Here is a 19,582-nt window from a genome sequence, read left to right as displayed (position 1 = left end):
ACCTTTCCCATGTTATCTTTCTATTGAAATTGTTTTGATTTCTCCTGGTTTAAATGTGCCTAATGAAACTTCCTTTAACTTACCTAAAGATTCAAGAAAATCGCCATTTAAATCAACAAAACAAACATTAGACTCAGTTGCTAAAGTTATTTTTTCATTTGCGACTTCTTCTACCAAGGATGGATTGTACAAACGTATATTGACCCTATGACCATCACGACTTAATTCCAATGCACTAAATACCAAATTTGAGTTGTTTAAATCAACAAATTTCTTTAAGGGATGCAATTGGTCTACTTTATTACTTTGGAAATATTGAATTGGATTAGTAAAGCGATTCAATGTTTGAACTTGATAATACGGACTCAAAACAGAATAGGTTTGGTATTCTTTTTGGATCATTACAGGATCAAACTCATCCGTTATTATCAAGGACAACTCCATTTCTAAATCCCCTAATAATTGACTATCTGGTGTAGGGATATAACGATACTGATTCCCTGAGGCATCTCCAGGTCTTCTTAATAACTCTGGTCTACCTAAGAATCCTACGCCTCTAAATAATGTAATATACATACTGCTATCAATCACTTGATATTCCTTGATTCCTTTACTCATTATCGACCAGCTAGTAGTTTCATCATGAATGTTTGAATAGTGGATCATTGGATAGATTTCTGTTGGTTCTTCTTTCCAACCAAGTGTTTTCCAATCATGAATATGAGGATCTTGATTATTTCTTTCCACAATCCCAAATAATGTGTCCGCATAACTGACGTGACTTTCAACTGGCGTTTTTACAACTAGGCGCATACGATGATCCATGGCTTGGTTGTTAAGTTTAACTTTCATATCGATCCGCTTAGAATCTTTACTTAATGACAAGGTAAAGGTATAGTCGATCTTAGCATTTAATTCCCCTATTTTTCTAGCCTCTAGATCTTTTGGTACTGACCATTCTCCGTGTAAGGTCATCGTAGAAAGAAATGGTCCGGTTTGAATAGTAACATCTGACGTATCAAAGAGTAACTGATGGATTTTATCATGGTAAGCAGGTGAATAATCATACGTATCCCCTTCATCTCCTGATTCTTCCATGTATAAACAATTTTCGTATTTTTTACCTTGGTTCTTCGCTAAAATAGAGAACTGGCCTTTTGAAAATGAGATTTTGTATGCTTCATTTTCAATAATTGCATTTTCTGCATTAGAGGGTATAGCGCTCTCATTTGATCCAGTTTGTTCTTTCACTGTCACGATCGTATAGCTAAGCGACTTTGTTTCTTTGGTGAAGCTTACTTTGTGGATATAGTAATATTTTGCTTCGTCATAATCACTTTCTGAACGTCTGACTTCACCAGCATAAACTTTTTCTGTAGACAAAATCTGGCTATCTAACTCATTGCCATTTTCGTCAAACAGCTTGATATCTGCATGTTTTGTACTTACTTCTACCACATATGGGTCCGTTCTTGTGTAAGGCAATGTGTTAAATAAAATCAAATCATTTTCTTTGATTCCTTCTATTGACTCAGAAATTTTTCTTACTAGATAGTCGATCGTTGAATACGATAATTGATCTGCTTCTTTATATCTTGCTAAAATCATTTCATTGGTTTTATCTGTATTACACCCGCCGATACTATCATGTGCATGGTTTTTTAATAGTAACTTCCAAATATAGTCAAGCAGTTCTCGTTTAAAAGGAATACCTAGGTCATCTGCCATCAACATCAGTGGCTCTAACTGAAAGATCATGCGATTTTCGATTGTGTCATTTAATTTTTTCAAATCATATCTTGACGAATAAATTGAACGGTGGATTTTTGAAACACTACCACTCATAAACTCACCTTGAACGATTGGTAATTCAGTTGTTTTTTCTCTTAATAAATTAAAAATATGAGGATAATTGCTTTCTTCGATTTTGTATTCGGTACCAAATTGTTCGTTCACTTCTTGAATAATTGCTTTTAAATCTCGATCAACTGCGCGCTGATCTCCACCAACCGGTAATGTTACGACCTCTGTTGCACTATCCTCAGATACAAGATCTAGCATCGCTTTTTTCTGATAGAGTTCTCCTTCAACAAGAGCCACTCCTGCATAATAACCATTTCGAATATTGATCGTTAATACTTTTGAACCATCTTCAGCTGTCCAGTAAAACTCACGACTTTTTGTAACTTCATTAGGCATCCCCCGCCAAAATACTGCATCTGTGATACCAAAACCATTATAAATTTTCGGCATATCTTTGCCTTGCCCAAACGAATCTGGTAGATAGCCCAATGAAGTATGACCACCTAAACGTTTCGACATATCGATCCCGATTTGTAAATTCTTGACGACCGATTCACCCGCCACCACAAATTCATCCATTTGTGTATACCAAGGACCGATAAATAATTGGTTGGCTTCAACTAACTCTTTAATTTTTGTTTCTTTTTCTGGATAAACTTTTAAGTAATCATCGATAATACTTAACTGACCATCCAAGTAATAGTAATCTAGTTCGTTATTTTCTAATGCATAAATCACCTCGTCCATATGATAAGAAAATTGGACAAACGCTTCATTATCACTGAAATACCACTCACGGTCCCAATGGGTGTGTGCGACGATATGGATCTTCTTCATTTTATATTCTCCTTCCTCACTGTTCTTCTTTAATATACGCTGTATCATTTGAAAAGAAAACGATTTCGGTAATATTTTCAACTATTTTCTTGTAAAGAATGTTTTAGTGAAAATATTTTCTTTATTTGATCAAAAATAAGTACCTAATATGACTGAGAAATAAGCTTTTTATTAGGAACTTACTCTATTTATCTATTTTTATCAATAACAATTTGTAAAAATATTTTCATTATTAATAATCTCAACTATTCATAGTCATATGATGATGGTTCAGTCATCAATTGATCGATTTTGTACATCGCTTTTCGTCGACTTTCAAACAATGAATCCGCATAGGTATCTAAGGTCATTTTTGCTGAGTTATGTCCTAATAATTTACTAAGACTTGAGATGTCTACTCGATTTTCTAAACATCTCGTTGCAAAAGTATGGCGCAAAGAATGGAAATGAATATTTCTAATTCCAGCTTCTTCTACAACTTTTTTAAAACGATATCGAATCACTCTAGGCTCGGTCATTTTATTTTTACATGAGATGACGTGATTAGAGCATGATATCGCTTTTTTAGTAAGTAAGTATTGTTTTAAATTTTCTGCTAGCGGGACAACTCTGTAGGATTGATACGTTTTAGGGTTGCCAATCAACACCTCTGTTTTATTCCCTTCGTTCGTCTGACTATTTACTCTAAAAATCGTTCGACTAACGCAAATAGTGTTATTTTCAAAATCGACATCAGACCACTTTAATCCACTTATTTCTCCGATTCGAAGACCTGAGTACAAGGCTAAAATAATTGCAGAGCACCCTTTTTCCTTAAAGGCAACATGCTCTAATTTTTTTTGCTCACTCATCGTTAAAGCAACTGGCAGCCTTTTCTTACTTTTTTTCTAGACAACTGAATAGATCTGCAAGGATTAGATGATATTATTTGTTGATTTTCAGCTTCTTCAAACAACGTTTTCAATAAAATAAAGACATTGCTGGTTGTCCCATGTGACAATTCCAATTTTTCTAAATCTTCCTTATACATTCTAATATCGTCACTTGTTAGTTTGGATAATTTTTTCTCTCCAATATAAGGAAGAATGTACTTTTTTATGAGCCACTCATAATTAAAAAAAGTAGACTGCTTCACGGTATGTTTCTTATAATGATACAGCCAATAGATTGTCCATGTTTCAAGATTACCACAAAAAGTATTGAGAAAATTTGATTCTACATGTTGTGCTTTTAAAATAATTAGCTTTGATTTCACATCTAAATAACGTTTGCCATAAGTATAACCATAAATTATTCTGCCCTGACTATCTCTGTTTTTAATATACCGCCCTTCCCATCTTCTATCTTTTCTCTTATAAATATTTTCTCCTTTTTTCGTCATCCTATACTCCTCTTCCACTACTCCTCATCCACAACAAAGGTATTTTAACTACATTGAAATTAAACAATATAGACCATAATAAATATACCTTATATCATTTCTTATGAGTACCACTTATCAATATTTTTTGTGTCACTCAATCGCTCAGACTTATTACTATGTATCTAAAATCTAAGATTTAATACAAGAACTCGCTTAAATTTTTTGGACAAAAAAACATCAAGTCAAAAGATTCAAAAACCTTTTGGCTTGATGCTATATATATTTATCGTCTTAATAGAAGTCGCTCATTTTACTTCACTATTTTATTTTACTTTACAACCACAGAATTTATAAACATGTAAATAATTTCCGGTTTCATTCCCTTTAGAGTCATACTCAGGTGTAGAAGAAATTAATTTTGAACAACAATCATAGTATCTTTTACCGTTTTGTACCACATAAATTCTTGCATATTTCGTAGTATTTTCATTTTTTTTTGTAACTGTTACTTCACCTTTTAATAGATACTTCGTTTCTTTAGTTACTGAAGTTACACTTGCCTCATTTTCAAAATACGTTGTTTTAGCTGTAGCCTCCGCACTTTGACCTCCGAATCCCAACATAATGAATAACCCCATAGCTAATGAAACCATAACGACTAATTTTTTTTTCATATACAACATCTCCCTATACTATATTTTGAGCGACTAGCTAAAAAGACAAAATTATCAAGTTAATTCAACGAAACCTAGGATTTTCGTTTTTAAGCTTTACGAATGTCCTCTGTTCTGTCTTTATAAATATGTGGCTATCTTTGTGATAAAAATAGTCCAACATATGTAATGACTTCTGATCTGTTTTGTAGCTTCTATGTCTTTTATAGAAAAAATTTGGTTATCATAAATTGATTATCGATTTAATTTTTCTATCAAGTGTACGGGCAGTACTCTGAATTCAACGACTCCAACGATATCCTTTTCAGAAACAAAACCATAATAGCGACTATCTGTCGAATAAGGTCTATTGTCACCTAGTACCATGTAAAAGCCTTTTGGAATTATTTGCCTACCGTTTTTTATATTTTCTGTTTTAAAATTTTCAGTAAAAAGAGCGTCCATTTTCTGCGCGTTTACTGTTTCATCCTTATCAATAAATGCTTCTTCAACTGCTTCATTGTTTACATATAACTGATCTGATTTATATTCTATCGATTCACCTGGCAATCCAATTACACGGCGGATTGCTTTTTCATGTTGATCCGGTGTTTCAAAATAGACTAGGCTAAAACGCTTGATTCTTGACTGTTTGTTGATATAAACAAACTCATTTTCTGCTAGCGTCGGCAGCATACTATATCCCTCAACTTTAGAGAAAGTAAACAAAAATAGGGAAAGGATCCAGATTAGAACACATGTCATAAATAACGAACTAGCTATTTCTAAATAGAGTTGCGTTATTTTTTTCTTTTTTCTTTTTTTTGAAGAAACTCTTTTTTCTACATTCTTTTTTTGACGTGACGTTGATTTTTTTTTAACTGTTCTTTGTTTACGTTTATTTTGGCTTTTTCCGACATCTTTTCCTGAAGATTCTTGTTTTCTTTTACGTTTATTTGAGTGATGTGTGTGGTTAGCCATAAACATTCAGCTCCGCTTTATTGTTTCATTTTTTTCTGCCAGTGATTTTTCATTGATTTTAAATTGCTTGATAACAGCTTGTTCATTTTTCTTAACTCTTTCAATATCTCCTCTAAAAGATTCTAATAAAGAGGCATCTTTATAAAATCCTTTTGATTGCGACGACAAATTGATTCCTAGCTCCTTCATTGAAGAATAATAACGATTGATGCGAATTTGACCTTCACCGTTGATACGATAGTCCGCTTTATTTAATGCAAATGCAGCTAATCGTAGAGATAGATTAGCTAAATTTTGTTCTGCTCGATCTCCTTCACCTGATTCAGCCAATTGCAATTTTTCCTCAATATCACGAAGATTGTAGTATCCTGAAACAATCACCTTTTTATCTTCTTGACTTAGATTCGTCGATTGATAATATATAGCGTACATTGAAGTCGTAGCGCCTAAAACCGTCACAAGTAAGCATAAGAAGCTTCCAACTATTCTCTTGTTTTTTTTCTTTTTTAACTGCCTCTTTTTCCTAGCAATTACTTTTCGCTTACGCTTATTTCTTGTTCGGATCAAACGTAATTTTCTTTGCTCTTTATTGGCCTTTATAATTCCTACCATGAGCAAGAAAATAAAAAGGAGAAAGATAATCGCTATCGCTAAACTTATGACTGCAATCCAATCTAATAGTGTCATTTTATTCCTTCCAACTTCCCGTCCTATCTTTTTTTAGACATACGTTTTTTCTTTTTACTTTTTTTATTTGTTACGAAACGAATAATCAAGAACATAATCAAGAAAAATCCGACGACACCTCCGACAATCATACCGACTAATTTAAAATCAATTCCTCGTTCTTTTTCCATGCCGATGTCTTCTCGATTAAATTTGTCCGCTTCTTCTTTGGTAATGGTAAACATCTCTGTCCATTCCCATTTCTTATCGCCAGAACTTGCTGTGACATGCGCTCTATATTGCCCAGGAACCATTGGTTGACCTTCCATGGTGACTGGATAATTTAAAACACTGTTTGGCGCCATTCGCATTTTTGTTCTTTTAGATTCGTAAAGAACTTCATCTTTTTTTTCAGGCATAATTTGAACCTCTACTGTGAGGTCTTCTAATAAATCAGTTGCTTGATTCGCTAAATCAACGGTAATTGTATTTCGACCATTTGGCTGTGTACCATACGTTTTGAGATACCCCATTTTGGGTTCGACTTTTGTATCGTTTTCTTTTAGTAACATTGCTATAGTATAAGCATATTCATTGATGATTGTTGTTCCTGTATTTTCTTTCTTTTCCTCTTCATCAGATACTTTTTGCAATTGTATCCCGCCTAAAATAATACCGTCATAACTAGTTTCAGGCATATTTATTTCTAATTCTAGGTCTTTATCTGATTCAGGAGGTAATGTAATTTCTTTCGGTCCTTTTACAATATCGGTGAAATCAAATTTCATTGATGCATCTTTGTCTAACTTTGTTTTTCCATATTCTAAAACACCATTTGAATTCGTTCTAGCACCGTTTAAATTCACCTCAACTGTTACTTCTTTTTTACCTAGATTGGTTAGTGTGATTGACACTTTTTGCTTTTGACCAGGTGTCATTTTTAAATTAAAGTACCCAGAATCATCAATCTGATTTTCTGGATGATTGGTTTTGTATAAAAAGCCAACAGCTCCTGAAGGATCAGATGTAGCATTGCTTACTTGTGTTTGAACAAAGAAAATGGACAGTATTAAAAAAAATGTAATAAATGACTGTTGAAAATTTTTTTTCATAAGCGTAAAATAAATCCTCCCATTCAAAAACACGCTCACTAATCACTTAAAATTAGTGAGCTTGTCTTATAAAATATTCTCGTATTAATTAATCATTGATTTTAAAGTACTTCTGCTAATTCCCATAAAACGATCGCAGTATGCGCTTCTTTTGTTTTCACTGTTTTACCTGGAACAAATAGTGAAACAGAACCATTTTCAATTTTGTTTGCATCTGTTTTATTTGGTACACCAGTTGAATCTGCTGCTGTTCCTTTTCCTGAAGCAGTGTTATATGCTACTGTATTCCCAAAAGCAACTGTGTACGTACCAAAACCATCTGCAGCATTTTTCGTTTCAAGTACATCTACTACATTTTCAGTTTGATCTAATGTAAATGCTAAACCTGTTGCGGCTAACGTTGCATGAGCACTAATTGTTGCATCCGTTGCGGTTTCAACGATTGGATTTTTAAAACTAATTGTTGCATTATCTAAAACATTTCCAGAAGTCGCTTTAAATTGTTGTGTCATTTTTGCTCTTAAAGCCCATTTTGAACGTTTGTCAATACGTTTATCCGTTAGCTGTAAATAAACCCCTCTTTTTTCTTTTGTTCCATCATCTTGAGTAATCTCTACTTGTTCAGCAAAATAATTTTCATCTGTTAAAACCGCTTTTTGTTGTTTAAAATTCATTGCTGAAACACCATCAATTTTTAATGGACCGTTATCTGGGTTCGGCGTATACGGTGGGTCAACTGGTTTTTCTGGATCTTCTGGATCGACATCTGGGTTTTTACCAGAATCTTCTACATAATCAATTGTTCCCGATCCATTTGCTTGAGTCGCTTTTCCATTATCCGCGCTCGCTGCGGCTGGTAATAATACGTTAGCTCCTAATACTGTTAGTAATGCGATAGAACATAATGTTCTTTTTTTCATTTGTGTTTCCTCCTAGATAGTCTTTTGATATTTATGGTAACTCGGATAAAATCCAAGTTAGCACCGTTTGGTATTTTCCAGGTTCTCTGTCAGATGAGCCTGGAACAAAAAATGTTACTGCGTTATTTTCATAAGCTTGTTTATTTTCAAAGTTTGGATCAAGGACTGGTTGACCTGTATCATCAATCAGCGGTGTCAGAGTTGAATCTAAGCCATTCTCATTTTCATCAGAAGCACCAAATTCTACACTCCAAATTCCTTGTCCTTTTCCTTTATCAGCTTTTGCTAGATCGTACGTTGTTTGGATTTTATCGATTTTAATGACGTCATTTACCAATGATGGTGCGTACTTTTTTCCATTGAAGAATTTGTCCACGATTTATCTAATGAAATATAGGAACCCTTCAGTTGAGAAGCGTCATTCTTTGGAATCATAAAGTTCGTTTCTTACCGAACTTGTAATGTCCAACCAGCTCCGGTAGAACGGCTATCTGTTATTTGAACAAAATTTCCTCTTGGACCAGTATCGTCGTGAAACAATTGCGCTCGCGCCTGATAGAAATGATCATTTTTTGATAATTGATGCCGACCAAAGTCTAGTCTAGGGACAAAATCAATTCTAAGAAATCCTTCTGTTGATGGACTTGGACCTGGATCAATTGGCTTTACAGGCTTTTCTGGATCTACTACCTGTGGCGGGATAAGTGATGCATCAAAACTAATCGTCCCTTCTTGGGTAATTGAATTTGCCTTGACCTTTGTGACCGGTGTAGTCAAAAGAAGCATGGAGAAACAAAATGTAAATATTAAAGTCTTTTTCACGGTTTGTTCTCTCCTTTACGCTCTTTTCTTTGTTTTTTCAAGTACACATATACTATTGAGAAAGCAAGAATCACACCGCTGAGTGTCAAAGATTTTTTCACGATTTCTCCTGTTTGTGGATAGCGTCCAACAGGCTTTTTGACTGTTGTATCCTCTGCATCATTAACTGGATTCGATGTGCTACTTGGCGTTTTTTCTTTTTCATCCGGCTCATCACGATAAAACTCAATTACAGCCTCATGTCCAACTTGACCGCCTTCAGCTGCAAAATGCTTTATTGGATTAAAAAAACTTGCAAGACCTAAGACAGAAATAGTCAGAATACAAACGAATCGTTTATTTTTTTTCATACATTTCTCCCCTCTAAGGTCCTTCAAATAATTCCCATTCAATAATCCCAGTATAAACACCGGATTCTTTGACCGCACCAACCTCAGTTTTTAGTTTAAAACCGTCCCCTTTTGCTGACCATTTATCACTAATTTTATTAGGTGAGCCATCTGAATTCTTTCCTACAGCAACATCTTGCATTCCCGAATTCAACTTAATTTCATTTCCGCTATAAATATAGCGGATAGCACCCGTTACAACTTCACTATTACTATTTGTTAATTCTTGTTTCATACGTACTTTGAGTTTCCATGTTTTTTTAGTTGCCCGACTATCTTGAATTTCCAAAGCGCCATCGATTCTAACGGGTTCTTCAATCACGGTTTCTTGCGCTTTAATAATTTGGGTGCCAAAGTCGATTTCTTTTGGTGCAGATAAAACAATTCGACCTTTAAATTTATAAGTCACGGTTCGACCCTCTTCAACGATTTCAATTGCATTTTCGGGTATTGGTTTATCAGTGATTTCATATTTTTTTTCTAGTTGCTCGTTTATGGCTTTCACCACAGCATTTTCTTTGGTCAAATCAATCAGACTATTTATTTTTCCAGATATCTTAATATCTGGGTGGATTATATTATTTTCTTCATCGACAAATTTGACTATTAGATCTGCAACGCCAGCTTTGATTGTTAGATTCAGAATTTTTTCTTCCGAGGTATGTCCTTCACTATCAACAGCGTATACTTTGATCACTTTTTTTCCGAGCGTTAACACAGAACTAGGTAATGTAAATTTCCAGTCTATTTTCTTACCTGGGTTAGCCAAATCGTTTTCGACTTTTTTACCAAACTGAACAGCTGGGCCATCATCGACTGTATAATATAAATCTACTGAAGGACTCTCAGAATCTCTCCATTGACCCGTGACATCAAATGCATTTCCTAAAAGCACATCTTGGTCATTTTGATCAATGAAAACTTCTGGCGGATTCCCTGGGAGCCCGATCGTTACATCATAGGCCATTTTGGTCCCTTCGTTGGCTTCAAGAGAGGTTGGCTGATTTTTCATGAAGATTGCTGTATCCATCTTATTGATATCAGAAGTCATATATACTAATTGATCAGCAGGATAATTTTGAGCCTCGTATCCCAATGAATTTAAAGCTGAGAAGCCTGAATCATCATAATTAAAGAAATAATTTAGAAAATGGTCTCTAGAAAATTCTGTTGTTCCTTGAATCCAGTGTTTTCCTGTCCAGTTTTGGACATGATCAGGTCCTGTAAAGAGATATTGAAGCTTATACTTATTTATCTTATCTTTAGTATTTTCAATATAGACACCTTTGTTGTCGCCAATTGCATAAATCGGTACCTGGTCATCTTCATTTAATTCAGTATCAATCATCGAGCCGATAACAAAATCTGTTTCTTTACCTGTCCCAGTATTGGTTACAGTATATTCAACGTTTACTGTACCCGTTGTCTTACCCGTCATCACGATCTCAACATGGAATTTTTTTGAATCAAATGCTGTGTTATAGGTCAATTTATAAACTGTCATTCCATTAGGTAAAATACGTTTGTAATATTTATACCCCTCACTTGTGATATGACTTCCTGTATTAAATATAGTTGGCTTTGTATTATTCCCATATGCATAAATCAATCCGTAGCTAGTCCATAAAGATTGTCCCGCTTCTTCAGGCTTACTTAAACGACCTGGCTTATGATAAATATGCTGAACTCGGTTCCCCTCATTCATAAATGTTACATTTGGAATCGCAAATTGTTTTTGTCTGTTTCCAGAAATATTGGTGGTCCCTAATGCCTCTGTAGGTCCAAAACCATAACGCAGTTCTTTTCCAACACCAGCTGAGATCGACGCTTCTTCGGCTTTCGTTATCTCCGTCCATTCATCAGAGTATGGTGTAGAAATATCAGTCCTAGCCTGTTGTTGTTCCTCTGACTGAACGGTTGATGTTTCAGTAGATGTAGCAACATTCTTTTCAATCAACAACTGATTGGACTGATCCTGATCTGAAGAAGCTTGAATTGAAAGTGCTTCTTTAGAATCAGTTGTTCCTTTGAAATATAACGTTGTTTCTTGAGCCTCTTTTTTAAGAGTTAGCTTCATTTGCGTTTTATCATTGTCAACTTGAATAAAGGACATTTTTTCTTTGTTCAGCTCAAGTATTTTGTCTTTATCAAAAGAAACACCCTTAGAATAATCTAATACAATTGGTTGATCTTTTTCAGAGTCTTTTACATTTAATGTAAAATATAATTCATTTTCTGAAGATGCTTGAATTTGATTTGTTGTTTGCTCTAATACCATCTTATTGGTTTCAGTATCAGAAGCTTTGATTGAAGAGCTTTTCATATAGAATAAACTTCCAAGCAATAACACTAGTCCAGCCATTCCCAAAGAATAAGATTTTTTCCTATTTTTCATTTTTTCAACTCCTTTCTAAACCTAATTTCCTTGCTCACGGTCCTCAACGCAAGCAAGTGTCACTTGTGCTTTGCCAAAAATTAACAGGTTAGACGATATCCAATAGAACGAACTGTTTTTATAAGGTTGTCATTGTCTGAGGTCGCTTTTAGTTTTCTTCTTATATGAAAGATTATGTTTGCAACTCGATATTGCTGATTGTCAATAGATGATTTCCAGACAAAATCATAAATTTCTTCATATGAAACAACTTTATTTCTATTTTGGTATAACATTTCAAAAGTTCGATACTCAAGACGTGTTAAATTAACTTCTTTTTCCCCATCTAAAACAATGCTTAGATTACTCGGATAAAGTTCGACTTTATGGACATCATTCGTTTTGTCTGCAAATTCCATATATGGATCTGAATGAGCATCTATTTTTTTTTGATTATAAATTGTTTTATTGAAATCATTTTGCTGACGACACAAAGCATTTTTCATTACTAATGTAAATTCTTCTGGAAAATTATTTGCTGGTATAACGCCATCCACACCTAATTTTAAAAAGATTATATTTTTCACACTATTTTTGTCGTGTGTTAAGACCCAGATTAATTTATTTGTTCTCTCTTTTATTTCCATAATTGTATTTAATGTTCGAGTCATCGCATTATCATCGTCACTGTTATCAGGAATGATAATACAATCAGCTTCTTGAATTTTTAGCTGAATGTTTTCTTGATTGATTAGTTTTGTTTGGCCAATTTCATTGACTTTTTTCAAATATTCTTTGGAAAGTGTTCCTGAAAATGAAGCAACTCCTATGTTATACATTGACTGTCCTTCCTTTTTACATCTATTTGTTGATAGATATTTATTTTTTTAAACGATTCTATTATTTTTTTTAAACTTCTTACTATGTTATACTCAATTAAAATGATGGGCATTATAAGATAAAAAGTTTCCTCATTGTTGTACAAAGAAGAAAAAATGCGTAAAACACTAACCTTATTGACATTAAAATGTTTTTTGACGGTTCAATGACGGCTTATAATAATTTTAAAGAATATTTGTATACAAAAAAGAGGTTAGAACAACACTCAATGAGCGTTGTTCTAACCTCTAAAAGAAGAAGTAACAGAAAGCAAAATTTGGGGATTTAAGGTTCATATAAACTGTTATTTCTTAAAATGTTGCACTTCTGATTAGCTTGCTGAAGAATTTTCGTGTTTATTGATCATTAGTTGATCCAATTTTTGAATAATATTTTTACGACTTTCCAGCATAGAATCTGTGTAAATATCTAGTGTCATTTTAACAGATGTATGCCCTAATAATTTGCTTAGGCTAGTGATATCAGTTCCCATTTCAATACATCTAGTTGCAAAAGTATGGCGTAGAATATGAAAATGCGTATCTGAAATCCCAGCTTTTTTAACCGAACTTTTAAACCGATAACGAATAACTCTCGGTTCAGCTAAATTATTTTTACACGTAACAACATAGTCACTTTGGCTATGTTGTTTTTTATCTAATAAGTAATAGACTATTTTTTTTGATAATGGTACTAGTCTATAGGACTGTTCAGTTTTTGGTGAACTTATAATTATATTTGTTTTATTTTCTGTTTTAAATGATGTTTTTACTCGTGAAACAGTTCGCTGTATATAAACGACTTCATTGTTAAAATCAATATCTGACCACTTTAACCCACTAATTTCGCCAATCCGTAATCCTAAGTACAGAGATAAAATAATTGGCGAACACCCAGTTTCATTTAAAGCGACTGCCTCTAATCTTCGCTGATCCCCTCTAGATAAAGCAGCGATTGTTTTCTTTTGTTTGTGCGGTAAGCGAATTTGTTTATAAGGACTTCCAAATAAAAGTTGATGTTTTTTTGCGGAAATCAACATCTTTTTTAACAGCGTAAAAATATTTCGTATAGTTCCAGAAGCCAAATCTTGTTTCTCTAATGTGAGAATAAATTTTTGAATATCCTCACTTGTCAGATTATGTAGGTAGCAATTTTTAAAATATGGAACTATGTAAGTACTGCATAGCCAATGATATTGGGCATATGTAGAACTTTTGACTACTGGTTTCACCTCACTTTCCAACCAAAAATCGCACCACTCTTTCACTAATTCTTCTTTCACCTCTTTGTCTCCTCTTTCAATTAGTCCAGCTTTCACAACAATTAACTTTGTTTTGACTTCTTTATATTTTTTAGCACATACATAACCATATTTTATCGAACCTGTTTTGTTTTGATATAACGTCCCTCCCATCTGCCATCTTTTCTTTTATAAATATTTTCTCCTTTTTTAGCCATTTTAATTCATTCCTTTGTTCATTTTTATTTGACCACTTTTTTGACGGCTAATAAAAAACCTCATTAAAAATAGATTTTGATGTGAAAACCGCTAGATTAATCTCATAATCATTCATTTTCCAAATAAATTCTCATTTTTTTTCATTATTTTAAAAAAAAATGAGGAAAATCAAAATAAAATCCTGTTGACTTCTTATATTTTTCCAATTAAACTAATAGTTAGTTAAGTAAAACAACTAATCTTCTTCTTTGTACAACAATGAGGAAAAAATTTACAGATTTTCAAATTACATAGATACTAAAAAAGTTTCTGCTGGATCAATTCCGGCAGAAACTTTTTTGTTTATGTCAATACTTCATATTCAGCTATTGTACTTGAAATAATACCTTGACGCTTGTTTTGATTCTTGTCATCGTCTTGTTTTGGTTCTTTTCTTTGATGCATTTTTTTGAACGCTTGGCTTTTCACCCAATTTTTTTGATGTTCTTTTGACGTCCAGCGACTTAAAACAACTAGTTCAGTAACTTCTGGATTGTCTGGCAAGGTACGATGCATTAATTGGAAATTTAAGAATCCTTCCACCATTTCCATGCTTTCTTTGGTATGACCAGCTGTGAATTGTTGAATGATTTTTTGAGAGTGGTCTGTTTCTGTTTGAATCGTATTCGTTACAATATACATATCTTTGCCTCCATTATTCTTTTGTAGTTGGTTCAATAAAGTAATCTTCAATAATAGTTCCCTTTTCGAAATGAAGCACTCGCTGACATGTTTGGCTGAGAAACTCTTTGTCATGCGTGATCACTAAAACTAAAATATTTTCTTGGTGTAGCCAACGTATCGTGTTGCTGACTTCTTTCATGTGCATTAAATCCAAACCACTTGTCGGTTCGTCAAAAATGATGATTTTTTTCCCTGATAATAACGCACTTGCAATTGCAACACGCTGTTTTTCACCGCCCGATAAAGTTTGGGGATGACGTAATAAAAGTGGCTCTAAATTCAGCATAGCAACAATTTTATCAAATTCATTGGTATTTTTCGCATTCAAGCTGATTTCTTTTTCAACTGTTTCAAAAAACAATTGTAAGTTAACATCCTGCATCACGACAAAACTTTCTTTGATCAACTCTTTTGGACGCATGACTTGTTGGTTTAGCGTAATGACGCCTTCTTTTGGCTTGCTCAATCCTGATAAAAGTTTTGAAAATGTTGATTTACCTGCACCATTCCGTCCTATGATTCCAGTGATGTAAGAGCTCGTCAAGGTTAGTGAGGGAATTTTCAACACTGATGGTTGTTTGCGATAATGAAAATCTAGTCCCTCACATGCTAAGCTTAATTTTTCTTCCGTTTTAGCTGGTTCTTCACCCTTCTTAAAGGAAGTTTGCTCAAGAGAGCGTAATCCCATTGCCTGAATCTGTGAAGAAGATTTTGCTCTCATTTCATGACTTGTATAGCTTTCAACGATATGCCCTTTGTCCATGACCAAATATCGATCTGCCAGATCTGTCAAATAATACAAACGGTGCTCAGACACAATAATCGTCATCCCTTGATTTTTTAAGACCTGTAAATAATCTTGTAATTGTTCGATCGTTGCTTCATCCAAATTACTTGAAGGTTCATCTAATAAAAACAAACGGTGTTTCAACATACTGGCCGATGCAAAAGCAATCAGTTGTTTTTGCCCACCAGATAAATGGAACATACTCCGCTCTAAAAATTCTTCTAATGAGAATAAGCTGGTTATTTCATCGATTCGATCAATCATTTCTTCTCTTGCTACGCCATAATTTTCCATCGCAAATGCCAATTCCGAATAAACATCGCTAGTAAAAAACTGCGTCTTAGGGTTTTGAAAAACAACCCCAATATCACGAACATAGGCATTAAATTCTTTTGTTAACAACTCTTGGTCTAAAACAGATCCAGTTCCCGTTAATTCCCCTGTATATAATTCAGGGATCAATCCATTTAAGATTCTTAACAGCGTTGATTTGCCACAGCCGCTTTTACCACATAAAACGATAAACTCACCAGTTTTGACTTGTAAGTCTACTTGTTGGATGATCGTTTCCTGATCTTCATAAGCAAATGTCACGTCATTTAAATCAATCATTAAATCAACCTCCCAACGATACCACTAAGAATCAAAATACCAATCAATAAATAATCTTGCACCTTTAAACGAATCTCGTAAACACTGGTATGTAATTGGGGATTCCCTAAACCACGAACCAATGCGGCCGATGATAAATCTAACGACGTATTTTCTGCTGACATCAAGATCGGTACAATAATGTACTCCATCGTTTGAAATGGATGAAGGAACAAATCAATCGTAGAAAGAGCGATTCCACGATATTTCATCGCATTGCGAATGCTTCTAAAATCTTGAAAAAGTGTGGGGAAAAATCGAAACAGCACCGTTAAGGGAATAATCAAACCAAAAGGCACGTGACACTTCTTTAAAGCTGCGATCCACTCACTGATTTTTGTCCGGTTCATGGCAAAAGCCGCTGCCATAATTGTTGGCAACATCCGACGGTTCCCTACAAATAGAAAATCGAAGAACGCTGCAAAACCATTATCGATATAAGGAAACAATAAATAATCTCCTAAAACAAGTAACCAAAAAATACCATAAAAAATCGTACCTTTTTTTAGGCTGCCATTTAAAATAAATAATCCATACAATAGCGTAACAAATAAAATTTCTGCCTTAAATGGTAAAGGAAACATCAACATAAAACTAGCAAATAAAATTGTACAAAGTTTACTTCTGGGATCAAACGTTACGTATGTTTTTTCCATAATTTTTTCCTTTAGCTTTATCAAAATGTTTCTCATAAATTTTTTGTCCTATAATTATACCTAAAATACTGCAGATAATCACAGCTACAACACAAACATAAAAGGTCGTCGTCGTGATTGGCGCAAATACTTTATCGATGTAAACTGCATCTTTGCCACGTGCTACCAACGAATCAATATAAGCGTTTTTCATAAACCACAATGGCAATACCGGTCCCATCAAACCAAAACTAAAAACAGTATAACTAATCATTGTTCGTAATTTTTCAGATAATGCTGTGCGATACTGAATCAAATCCGCTGCTAGTGCACAAAGAATATTCGGCAAAAATGATAACGGAAAATGACCAGAGACTAAAAAGAAAAGTCCCATCACACTACCCATGATCGTGATCGCCCCAAAACGAGGAATACGGTGGATCACCAATAAATAAACAATCCCTGCAAAAAGTGCTGTAGCACTAGGAATAAGAATTGAGTTAAAAGCTGGAACCGTAAAACGTAAAATAACCATCGCGATCGTTACAACTAAAAAATAAATGGCTGTATAAATACCAATTGAAATAAAATCTTGAATTTTTAACTTTTTCATTCTTGTTATTACCCTTCTTGTTTTATTGTAAATAGAAATAATAGCTGACCATATACATCACTCGTAATTTTCAGCTGATAACGACCTGCCTTCTCAAATTGCGAGCTTGGTATCAATAGTTGATCTTCCAACAATTCATAGTCTAATGAATAACCATTTTCTGAGGTCTTTTTGGTTTTTAATAACTCAAATTCAGCCGTTTTTTTATCTAACTCTTTGACTAATCCAGGATCAACTGAGAGACAAATCGTTTCGCCTAGTGTGTACTCCGATTGAGATAGTTTCGGTGGGACATTCATAGGTTTCTTTAAGGTCGTCTCAAACCGAACATCTTCAAAACCATCAGCCAAAATCTCAATTATTATTGGCTCATCTAATTCCCATTGATCAAATAGCTGATACCTCGGTTGTTCCGTATTTGCTAAAAGCCCGAACTCTAAATGATTTTCTGGCTTGTGATATAAATAATCCGGCCATAAAAGTGGAATTGTTTTCCCCTTTTTAGTAACTGAACTAATTTCATAATTCCAACCCCTTGAGGCGCAAGAGTTAAAATTAAATAAAAAGAGGGAACCTCCCCATTTTTGATATAATGTAGTTACGACACAAGCATAATCAAAAAGGAGTGTTCCCTTATGACCATTATACAACAACCTACTTTCATTGACATAGAAATTTTAATACAACTTGATGTCAAAGAACGACATGCCCATATTTTCTCCCCAATCGATTTTTATCCAATGGTATTGCTCTTTCAAAAAGAAACCCACGTCGGTGCTCCCATTACTCTCAACTATGAGGCGGCTATTAGAGCGATGATTACCCGCTATATTGAGGGGATTCCATCGATTAAAGCCCTTGTTCAACGATTAAACGAAGATGTCGCCTTCAAACTAAGTTTGGGCTTTATTTATTCTGAACGGGTGCCTTCAGAAGCGAGTTTCTGTCGAATCATGAAAATCTTAAGTGATAACCCAACAGTTTTAGTTCGATTAAACGACGAGTTACTGGCCAAAATCAATCAAGAATTTCAAATTTATACGGAAATCGTTGCCATCGATGCAACCTCTGTTGACGGTCATTCCAAGCCTAAAAAAACAGAGAACGAAAAAGTCTCATCGACAACTGTTCAAAAAGAAATGACACTTAAAGAGATCCGCCAAGAATTACCGATTTATCCTTCGTGGGGTGTGAAAGCAAACAGTCAAGGCAAACATAATTATTGGTTCGGTTATAAGACCCATTATGCCGTCACGGCCCATAGCCAATATATCTTAGCTGGCATCACAACGTCTGCCTTTGTCGCAGATGTCAGTGTTGCGATCCCCTTAATGATGAAAGTAGCCGATTTAGGTATCGAAGATACCATGGTTCTAATGGACAAAGGCTATGACGCTCACTCCATCTATGAAAAAGCCCATGAGTTAAAACTTGAACCGATTATTGATTTAAAACGTGTGCCTAAAAATGATGGCGAAATTGATCGTTTTTACGCCCCAACGTGCTTACTAGAATATAGTTACAAGTATGATAGTTTTGATAAGCGTTACAGTGCATTAAAATTTACGAAACCTGAAACCCATTGTCGCGATTGTCCGTTAAGAAATGAAGGCCTCTGTCAAACCGTCATTAAAATCAAACAATCTGACAACTTTCGCAAGTACTCACAGCCAGCCCGAGGTACACGGGCATGGCGGAAACATTACAAAGAGCGAACATCAGTCGAACGCGTTAATGCCTATCTTAAAGACAATTATAGCCTTAATAGCACGAACTATTTTATCGCCACACGAGTGGTAGTCGAACACCAATTAATCCAACTGGCTTACAATTTAAAAACATTTTGCGCACAATTATTAGCTAAAAAAGAAGCAGTCATGTCATTTTAAAAATGATTTATTTAAAATTGGATGAG

General features: G+C 34.3%; 20 protein-coding genes. 1 reads left to right on the top strand and 19 read right to left on the bottom strand.

From position 1 onward, the window contains the following. Positions 1-12 precede the first annotated feature (12 nt). The 19 genes from IGL98_RS07270 to IGL98_RS07180 all read right to left on the bottom strand — a co-directional run bounded on the left by IGL98_RS07270 (position 13) and on the right by IGL98_RS07180 (position 18,317). Positions 13-2,640: a glycoside hydrolase family 38 C-terminal domain-containing protein gene (locus tag IGL98_RS07270; RefSeq protein WP_206911907.1), complete on the bottom strand. Its 2,628-nt coding sequence runs from the start codon at positions 2,638-2,640 to the stop codon at positions 13-15. 245 nt (positions 2,641-2,885) lie between these two features. Next, complete coding sequence (locus IGL98_RS07265; protein ID WP_339099593.1) at positions 2,886-3,491, bottom strand: site-specific integrase; 606 nt, start codon at positions 3,489-3,491, stop codon at positions 2,886-2,888. 2 nt (positions 3,492-3,493) lie between these two features. After that, positions 3,494-4,021, bottom strand: coding sequence for a phage integrase SAM-like domain-containing protein (locus IGL98_RS07260; RefSeq protein ID WP_339099594.1), 528 nt, complete (start codon positions 4,019-4,021; stop codon positions 3,494-3,496). Between the two features lie 305 nt (positions 4,022-4,326). Further along, positions 4,327-4,677: a hypothetical protein gene (locus IGL98_RS07255; protein ID WP_206911906.1), complete on the bottom strand. Its 351-nt coding sequence runs from the start codon at positions 4,675-4,677 to the stop codon at positions 4,327-4,329. 234 nt (positions 4,678-4,911) lie between these two features. Further along, positions 4,912-5,637 (bottom strand): signal peptidase I, encoded by a 726-nt coding sequence (lepB, locus tag IGL98_RS07250; RefSeq protein ID WP_242590154.1) that lies wholly within the window; start codon positions 5,635-5,637, stop codon positions 4,912-4,914. A 6-nt stretch (positions 5,638-5,643) separates the two neighbouring features. Next, positions 5,644-6,324, bottom strand: coding sequence for a hypothetical protein (locus IGL98_RS07245; RefSeq protein ID WP_206842649.1), 681 nt, complete (start codon positions 6,322-6,324; stop codon positions 5,644-5,646). 23 nt (positions 6,325-6,347) lie between these two features. Next, the gene (locus IGL98_RS07240) at positions 6,348-7,415 is read right to left on the bottom strand and encodes a DUF916 and DUF3324 domain-containing protein (protein ID WP_206911905.1); all 1,068 of its coding nucleotides are present in this window, start codon (positions 7,413-7,415) and stop codon (positions 6,348-6,350) included. A 101-nt stretch (positions 7,416-7,516) separates the two neighbouring features. After that, positions 7,517-8,335 (bottom strand): WxL domain-containing protein, encoded by an 819-nt coding sequence (locus IGL98_RS07235; protein ID WP_206911904.1) that lies wholly within the window; start codon positions 8,333-8,335, stop codon positions 7,517-7,519. 31 nt (positions 8,336-8,366) lie between these two features. Beyond that, positions 8,367-8,711 carry a WxL domain-containing protein gene (locus IGL98_RS07230; RefSeq protein ID WP_206911903.1) on the bottom strand — a complete coding sequence of 115 codons (345 nt, stop codon included), beginning with the start codon at positions 8,709-8,711 and terminating at the stop codon, positions 8,367-8,369. A 71-nt stretch (positions 8,712-8,782) separates the two neighbouring features. Then, positions 8,783-9,157, bottom strand: a complete 375-nt coding sequence (locus IGL98_RS07225; protein ID WP_339099595.1) for a WxL domain-containing protein — start codon at positions 9,155-9,157, stop codon at positions 8,783-8,785. Continuing rightward, on the bottom strand, positions 9,154-9,507 hold the full coding sequence (locus IGL98_RS07220) for an LPXTG cell wall anchor domain-containing protein (RefSeq protein ID WP_069645038.1): 354 nt from the start codon (positions 9,505-9,507) through the stop codon (positions 9,154-9,156). Before IGL98_RS07220 ends, IGL98_RS07225 begins: the two co-directional genes overlap by 4 nt. A 13-nt stretch (positions 9,508-9,520) precedes the next feature. Beyond that, positions 9,521-11,941 carry a WxL domain-containing protein gene (locus tag IGL98_RS07215; protein ID WP_206911901.1) on the bottom strand — a complete coding sequence of 807 codons (2,421 nt, stop codon included), beginning with the start codon at positions 11,939-11,941 and terminating at the stop codon, positions 9,521-9,523. A gap of 80 nt (positions 11,942-12,021) precedes the next feature. Continuing rightward, positions 12,022-12,759: a winged helix-turn-helix domain-containing protein gene (locus IGL98_RS07210; RefSeq protein WP_206842641.1), complete on the bottom strand. Its 738-nt coding sequence runs from the start codon at positions 12,757-12,759 to the stop codon at positions 12,022-12,024. A 371-nt stretch (positions 12,760-13,130) separates the two neighbouring features. Further along, positions 13,131-14,213, bottom strand: coding sequence for a tyrosine-type recombinase/integrase (locus IGL98_RS07205; protein WP_206842640.1), 1,083 nt, complete (start codon positions 14,211-14,213; stop codon positions 13,131-13,133). 387 nt (positions 14,214-14,600) lie between these two features. Beyond that, entirely contained in the window at positions 14,601-14,939 is a 339-nt protein-coding gene (locus IGL98_RS07200) for an antibiotic biosynthesis monooxygenase (protein WP_206842639.1), read from the bottom strand. A gap of 13 nt (positions 14,940-14,952) precedes the next feature. Then, entirely contained in the window at positions 14,953-16,380 is a 1,428-nt protein-coding gene (locus IGL98_RS07195; protein ID WP_206911900.1) for an ABC transporter ATP-binding protein, read from the bottom strand. After that, positions 16,380-17,075, bottom strand: coding sequence for an energy-coupling factor transporter transmembrane component T (locus IGL98_RS07190; protein ID WP_206842637.1), 696 nt, complete (start codon positions 17,073-17,075; stop codon positions 16,380-16,382). Before IGL98_RS07190 ends, IGL98_RS07195 begins: the two co-directional genes overlap by 1 nt. Continuing rightward, on the bottom strand, positions 17,050-17,667 hold the full coding sequence (locus tag IGL98_RS07185; RefSeq protein WP_206842636.1) for an MptD family putative ECF transporter S component: 618 nt from the start codon (positions 17,665-17,667) through the stop codon (positions 17,050-17,052). The genes IGL98_RS07190 and IGL98_RS07185 overlap by 26 nt, the downstream gene beginning before the upstream one ends. A gap of 8 nt (positions 17,668-17,675) precedes the next feature. Continuing rightward, the gene (locus IGL98_RS07180) at positions 17,676-18,317 is read right to left on the bottom strand and encodes a hypothetical protein (RefSeq protein ID WP_339099596.1); all 642 of its coding nucleotides are present in this window, start codon (positions 18,315-18,317) and stop codon (positions 17,676-17,678) included. On the opposite strand from IGL98_RS07180, the gene IGL98_RS07175 reads away from it, so the two are divergent. Beyond that, complete coding sequence (locus tag IGL98_RS07175) at positions 18,303-19,556, top strand: transposase (protein WP_339099597.1); 1,254 nt, start codon at positions 18,303-18,305, stop codon at positions 19,554-19,556. The genes IGL98_RS07180 and IGL98_RS07175 overlap by 15 nt on opposite strands. Positions 19,557-19,582: the final 26 nt, after the last annotated feature.

Source organism: Enterococcus sp. DIV0840 (assembly GCF_050527835.1).
Classification (GTDB): domain Bacteria; phylum Bacillota; class Bacilli; order Lactobacillales; family Enterococcaceae; genus Enterococcus_L; species Enterococcus_L ureasiticus.
Note: the sequence above shows the minus strand (reverse complement) of the source record. Positions and strands in the feature narration are given on the sequence as shown.